Origin of the sequence: Clostridium sp. 1001270J_160509_D11 (assembly GCF_015667935.1) — a bacterium.
Lineage (GTDB): Bacteria > Bacillota > Clostridia > Peptostreptococcales > Peptostreptococcaceae > Intestinibacter.
In genome coordinates this window covers 1-7136 of the sequence record NZ_JADPET010000148.1, presented here as the reverse complement: position 1 = coordinate 7136, position 7136 = coordinate 1, and the positions used below count along the sequence as shown (strand labels likewise).

At 30.4% G+C, this 7136-nt stretch carries 6 protein-coding genes; 5 read left to right on the top strand and 1 reads right to left on the bottom strand.

Annotated elements, in window-relative coordinates; all coding sequences use genetic code 11:
- On the bottom strand, positions 1–844 hold an 844-nt coding region (locus I4U58_RS11710; RefSeq protein ID WP_195931528.1), incomplete at its 3' end, for an AraC family transcriptional regulator.
- 166 nt (positions 845–1010) lie between these two features.
- Here I4U58_RS11710 and I4U58_RS11705 point away from each other — a divergent pair.
- The 5 genes from I4U58_RS11705 to fucP are packed head-to-tail and all read left to right on the top strand — an operon-like array spanning position 1011 to position 6839.
- The gene (locus I4U58_RS11705) at positions 1011–2804 is read left to right on the top strand and encodes an L-fucose isomerase (protein WP_195931527.1); all 1794 of its coding nucleotides are present in this window, start codon (positions 1011–1013) and stop codon (positions 2802–2804) included.
- An 11-nt stretch (positions 2805–2815) separates the two neighbouring features.
- Positions 2816–4318, top strand: coding sequence for a rhamnulokinase family protein (locus I4U58_RS11700; protein WP_195931526.1), 1503 nt, complete (start codon positions 2816–2818; stop codon positions 4316–4318).
- The gene (locus I4U58_RS11695; RefSeq protein ID WP_195931525.1) at positions 4312–4752 is read left to right on the top strand and encodes an RbsD/FucU domain-containing protein; all 441 of its coding nucleotides are present in this window, start codon (positions 4312–4314) and stop codon (positions 4750–4752) included. The genes I4U58_RS11700 and I4U58_RS11695 overlap by 7 nt, the downstream gene beginning before the upstream one ends.
- A gap of 21 nt (positions 4753–4773) precedes the next feature.
- Positions 4774–5478: a class II aldolase/adducin family protein gene (locus I4U58_RS11690; protein ID WP_195931524.1), complete on the top strand. Its 705-nt coding sequence runs from the start codon at positions 4774–4776 to the stop codon at positions 5476–5478.
- A gap of 29 nt (positions 5479–5507) precedes the next feature.
- Positions 5508–6839 carry an L-fucose:H+ symporter permease gene (gene fucP, locus I4U58_RS11685; RefSeq protein WP_195931523.1) on the top strand — a complete coding sequence of 444 codons (1332 nt, stop codon included), beginning with the start codon at positions 5508–5510 and terminating at the stop codon, positions 6837–6839.
- Positions 6840–7136 lie beyond the last annotated feature (297 nt).

The following is a 7136-nucleotide window of genomic DNA, read 5'->3' as shown; positions in this document are numbered from 1 at the left end:
TTTTTATATATTGTTTTGGCGTTATACCTTTATATTTTTTAAATGTTTTTATAAAATAACTTACATCATTAAATCCACAGTTTATAGCGATATCAGTAACAGATAAATCTGTACTTAATAGCTGCTCGCATGCGATTTCTATGCGATAAAAATTTAAATATTCTATAGGAGTTTTATTGCTCATGTTGTTAAAGAATTTACATAAATATTTAGGGGTCATTCCAGCTACTTTAGATAAATCATTTAAAGATAAGGTTTGTGTGTAATTTTCTTCTATGAATAATAATACCTTTTTAAATAAAATAATTTTATCATTTGTCTTAAGAGACATATTATTATTAACAGTATAAAGTTTATTTTGAAGAATTATACCCAAAAAATTATATAGAGAGCCTTGTGTAATAAATTCATAACCTTCATATTGAGATGACAATGAATCGAATAAGAATTCACAATTTAGATTTAGCGCTAGAATATTAGAAGGCATTTTTGGATTTATTATTTTATTATTATGAATAATATCTTGTAATAATTTTGTACAAGCATGATTTTGCTTTAAAAGTAAATTTATATCAAAAACAATACACTCGTAAATACAGTTATTAGGAGTTCCACCATGTAGTATTCCTGCTTGAATAAATAGTATATCTCCCTTTTTAGCTAAAATTTTCTTATAGTCGATTGTTATTAAAAATTCGCCTTTTAAAATTCTTATTATTTCACATTGAGTATGCCAATGATAAGGCATATCATACCTGGGATGACTTTGATCAACATGATAAAATTCTATTGGAAAATCAAATCTACCATGTTGTTTATCTTCTTTAAAATCAAAAAATTTCATATTTCTATTTACCCCCTTTTGTCACAAAAAGTGAAAATATTTATATTTTTTGACTATTATAACACAAGAATTGCAAAGTGAAAACGATTACAATGAAGATATAAATAAAGATTTAACAATGAAAGTATAAAAAATTAAAAAGTATAATGATGTGGAGGGAAATATAATGGCAAAGAGTAGACTAGTTGGTCAATATCCAGTTATAGGTATAAGACCTACAATTGATGGAAGAAAAGGAATATTAGATGTAAGAGGATCATTAGAAGAACAGACTATGAATATGGCAAAGTCTGCAGCAGAATTATTAAGAAGTAATATAAAGTATTCAAATGGAGAATCAGTAAAAGTTGTCATAGCCGATACTACAATTGGTAGAGTTGCAGAATCAGCTGCTTGTGCAGATAAATTTAGGAGAGAAGGCGTTGATATAACACTTACAGTTACACCTTGTTGGTGTTACGGTGCTGAAACTATGGATATGGACCCAATGACTATAAAGGGAGTTTGGGGATTTAATGGTACTGAGAGACCTGGGGCTGTTTACTTAGCATCTGTTCTAGCTACCCATGCACAAAAAGGCCTTCCAGCTTTCGGAATATATGGGCATGATGTTCAAGATGCAGATTCAACAGAAATTCCATCTGATGTAAAAGAAAAAATATTAAGATTTGGGAGAGCAGCAGTTGCAGCAGCTACTATGAGAGGAAAATCTTATTTACAAATAGGCTCTATTTGTATGGGAATAGGAGGATCTATAATTGACCCTGCATTTATAGAAGAATATTTAGGAATGAGAGTTGAATCTGTTGATGAAACTGAGATAATAAGAAGAATGACAGAAGGAATTTACGACAAAGATGAATTTGAAAAAGCATTAAAATGGACAAAGGAAAAATGCAAAGAGGGATTTGATAAAAATCCAGATTATGTTCAAAAATCTAGAGAAGAAAAAGATAAAGATTGGGAATTTGTAGTTAAAATGATGTGTATAATAAAAGATTTAATGAATGGAAATGAAAATTTACCAGATGGATTTGAAGAAGAAAAATTAGGACATAATGCAATTGCTGCAGGATTCCAAGGTCAAAGACAATGGACAGATTTTTATCCAAACGGTGATTTTTCTGAAGCATTACTTAATACTTCATTCGACTGGAATGGTGCAAGAGAACCATATATATTAGCTACTGAAAATGATGTTTTAAATGGAATAAGTATGCTGTTTGGTAAATTATTAACTAATACTGCACAAATATTCTCAGATGTTCGTACATATTGGTCTCCAGAAGCAGTAAAAAAAGCAACGGGATATGATTTAGAAGGTATAGCGAAAGAGTCTAAAGGATTTATACATTTAATAAACTCAGGGGCATCTTGCTTAGATGGTAGTGGTCAAGCTAAGGATAAAGATGGAGCTAATGTAATAAAACCTTGGTTTGAAATAAATGAAGAAGATCAAGAAGCATTACTTTCAGCAACTACATGGAATCCTGCTGATACTGGATATTTCCGAGGAGGAGGATATTCTTCTAGATTTTTAACAGATGCACAAATGCCAGTAACAATGACTAGATTAAATCTTGTAAAGGGCGTAGGACCAGTACTTCAATTAGTAGAAGGATATACAGTAAAACTTCCAGATGAAGTATCAGATAAGTTATGGAAAAGAACTGATTATACGTGGCCTTGTACATGGTTTGCACCAAGATTAACAGGAAAAGGAGCTTTTAAATCTGCTTATGATGTAATGAATAACTGGGGGGCTAATCATGGCGCTATAAGTTATGGACATATAGGTGCAGACATAATAACATTATGCTCTATTTTAAGAATACCTGTAAGCATGCACAATGTACCAGAAGAAAATATATTTAGACCAGCTGCATGGAATGCATTTGGAATGGATAAGGAAGGACAAGATTATAGAGCTTGTCAAAACTATGGACCAATGTATAAATAGAAGGTGATAATATGAATGAGAGTGGACTAGAGAAAAAGGTATTGGCTTTTGACTTTGGCGCATCTAGTGGAAGAGCTATAATAGGAACCTTTGATGGAAATAGGATATATATTGAGGAAATACATAGATTTTCTAATGACCCAGTGATAGTTGGAGGGACAATGTATTGGGATATATTAAGATTATTCTTTGAAATTAAGCAAAGTTTAATAAAGTCTAAAAAGTACGGAAAAATAAGTAGTATAGGCATAGATACATGGGGAGTTGACTTTGCATTATTGGATGAATATGGACAAATATTAGAAAATCCTATCCATTATAGAGATGGTAGAACTGCTGGGATGATAGAAGAGAGTTTTAAAAAAATATCTAAAGAAAAATTTTATAAAATAACTGGAAATCAATTTATGGAAATAAATACAGCTTTTCAACTACTATCACTAAAACAAAAAAGATCATATCTGCTTGAAAAAGCAGATGTGATGTTACTAATACCAGATTTGCTTAATTATATGTTAACAAATAAAAAGGTTACAGAGATATCTATAGCATCCACTACACAACTTTTTGATGCAGAAAAGAGACAATGGTCTTATGAAATAATTGAGTCACTAGGATTGAATAGTAATTTATTTACAGATATTATTCCTAGTGGTAGTGTAATTGGAAAAATATCTGAAGATATAAGTGAAGAATTAAATATAGATATGTGTGATGTTATAGCAGTGGCAGGACATGATACACAATGTGCGCAAGTTTCTGTACCAACACAAGATGATGATTTTTTATTTTTAAGTTGTGGTACATGGTCTTTATTAGGAACAGAACTTGATAATCCTATTATTACAGAAAAATCTAGTCGTTATAATATAACGAATGAAAGTGGGTACCAAGGGAAAGTATCATTTTTAAAAAATATAATAGGATTATGGCTCATACAAGAGAGCAAAAGACAATGGCAAAAAGAAGGGAAAAGTTATACTTTTGGAGAGTTAGAAAAAATGGCAGAAAATGCACAACCATTTAGGTCATTTATAGATCCAGATGACCCGATATTTACTCCAGCTGGAAATATTCCAGATAGAATAAGAGATTATTGTAGAAAAACTAATCAAGATGTGCCTAGAAATGAAGCAGAAATAGTTAGGTGTATAAATGAAAGTTTAGCATTCAAATATAGAATAGCTTTAGAAGAAATAGAAGATTGTACAGATAAAAAATATTCTAAGTTATATATGCTTGGAGGAGGAACACAAAGTAGATTATTAAGTCAAATGACTGCAAATGCATGCAATATAAAAGTATATGGGGGGCCTATAGAAGCTACTGTATTAGGAAATATAGCAATACAATTAATCGCAAGTGGGAATATAAAAGACTTGAAAGAAGCTCGAAGAATTATTAATGATTCACATAATATAGACGAATATATACCTAAAGAATCCAAACTATGGGATAAAGAGTTTTCTAGATTTAAAAAAATAATAAAAAAAGGGGAATTAATTAAATGTTAAAAGGAATACCAAATATTTTATCTCCGGAATTACTAAAAGTATTATGCGAGATGGGACATAGTGATCAAATAGTTTTAGCAGATGGGAATTTTCCATCAGAGAAAATGGGTAAAGAGTGTAAAGTTATACGTTGTGACGGACACAGTGTACCAGAGATATTAGATGCAATATTATCTGTTTTTCCATTAGATACTTATGTAGAAAAGCCAGTAAGCTTAATGGCAGTTGTTGAAGGTGATAAAGTAGAGACACCTATATGGAATGTATACAGTAAAATAATCAAAAAATATGATAATAGGGGTAATGATGTTATTCAAAATATAGAAAGATATGATTTTTATGAACAAGCAAAAAAATCATATGCAATAGTTGCTACTGGAGAAAAGGCCCTTTATGCAAATATTATATTACAAAAAGGGGTAGTAGTAGATTAGTTAATGTAGGGGGAATTTTAAATGGATAAAGAAAAAGAATTAGGATATATGGAAATAAGAGAACAAATATGTGATGTTTGTCATAAAATGTGGCAATTAGGATGGGTAGCTGCAAATGATGGAAATGTATCAGTTAAGCTAGAAGATGGAACTTTTTTAGCAACACCTACAGGTATAAGTAAAAGTTTCATAACACCAGAAAAGATATTACATATAGATTCTAATGGAGAGGTTATAGAAGGACAAGCAGGTGCGAAACCATCTTCAGAAATAAAGATGCATTTAAGATGCTACGAAGAAAGAGATGATGTTGGTGCAGTTGTACATGCTCATCCTCCAACAGCAACTGGATATGCAGTAGCACATTTGGATTTAGATAGATACACAATGATAGAAACTATTATAGCTATAGGTTCAATACCAGTAACTCCATATGGAACACCGTCTACATATGAGGTACCAGATGCAATAGCTCCATATTTACAAGAACATGATGTATTATTATTAGCAAACCATGGAGCATTAACTGTAGGGGCAGATCTAATAACAGCATATTACAGAATGGAAACACTAGAATTATATGCAAAAATAAGTTTAACTGCTCATTTATTAGGGGGAGAAAAAGAAGTATCAAAAGAAAATATAGATAGATTAATTGGAATGAGAAAAAGTTATGGTGTAACAGGAAGACATCCTGGATTTAAAAGATATAGAAAAGAACAATAATTTTTACTATAAATTATAGGGGTGATATTATGGAAAATATATCAGATAATAAAAAAGATAGAAATAGTAAATTACCTATAGTGCCCAAACAGTATAGAGTACACTTTATAATGCTAATATCATGCTTTGTGCTTTGGGGGCTATTAAACAATATGACAGATAATCTTGTTCCAGCATTCGGAAGAATATTTATGCTAGAAGCTGCAAATGCATCTATGACTCAAGTTGCATTTTATGGTTCATACGCCGTATTAGCATTACCAGCAGCAATTCTTATAAAGAAATATTCTTATAGAACAGGGGTTTTAGTAGGATTAGGACTTTATATAATAGGTGCTATGGGTTATATTCCTGCAGCTATGTTACAGAATTTTAATTTATTTCTATTATCAGTATTTGTGTTGGCAGGGGGGCTTTCTATATTAGAAACAACATGTAATCCATATGTTATTTCGTTAGGGGATGAAGAAACTAGTGTTAGAAGACTTAATTTAGCACAAGCCTTTAACCCAATAGGATCTTTAAGTGGGATTATACTTGCAAAATATCTTATTTTAAGTCATTTAAATCCGGCTACATATGAAGATAGAATTGCAATGAGTCCAGAAGCTTTAAGCCAAATACGTAGTAATGAATTATTATGGGTTTGTGTACCTTATGTAGGATTAGTTATAATTGCAATTGTAATTTGGATGTTCTTTAAAAGAAGTAAAGATTCAGAAAAGGATATGTCTGGTGATTTAAATATACTTGATTCTATTAAAAAACTTATAAAAATACCTAGATATGCTTTTGGTGTAATTGCTCAATTTTTCTATGTAGGAGTACAAATATCTGTATGGACTTGGACAATACAATATGTTATGACTACAGTTGGTTTAAATGAAGCTGATGCAGCACAATATTATTTAATAGCTATAGTTTTATTTATAGCTTGTCGTTGGATATGTACAGCATTAATGAAATATATTGAACCGGCATTAATGATGGCAGTATTTGCAGTTGGAGGAATCTTAGCTAGTTTAGGAACAATATATCTACCTACAAGTCAATCAGTATGGTGCTTAGTTACAATATCTGCATGTATGTCATTAATGTTTCCAACAATATATGGTATAGCTCTTAAAGATTTAGGCGAAGAAGTAAAAGTCGGAGCAGCAGGTCTTATTATGGCTATACTTGGTGGAGCAGTAATAACACCTATAATGGGAAGATTTATAGATAATGGAATATTGTCTAGCATAACACCTATGTTTAATGGAGCAGAAGCTGCCGTAAGATCATCATTTTTAATTCCTATAATATGTTTTTCAATAGTTCTTATTTACTCATTATGCTTTAGAAGTAAAAAATCAGTATAGTATTTTTATATAATAAACTAATATTTATATATAAAATCAATTTAAAATCACAGTATTTTATTAGATGAAAGTTTAATAATATATTGTGGTTTTTTATTGAAATATCAACAATGATTATTATATTTAGATATGAATTTTTATTTGTATAAGATATATTAAAATAAAAATATGAAAAAATATTTTAAAAAAGTGTTGACGGATATATTTTATGGTGGTATAGTATTACTTGTCCTTGAGAGAGGGCAAGAACTTAGAAAGCGAGTAAGTCTGAAAGAGCGACGAAAGCTAAAAAAGTTT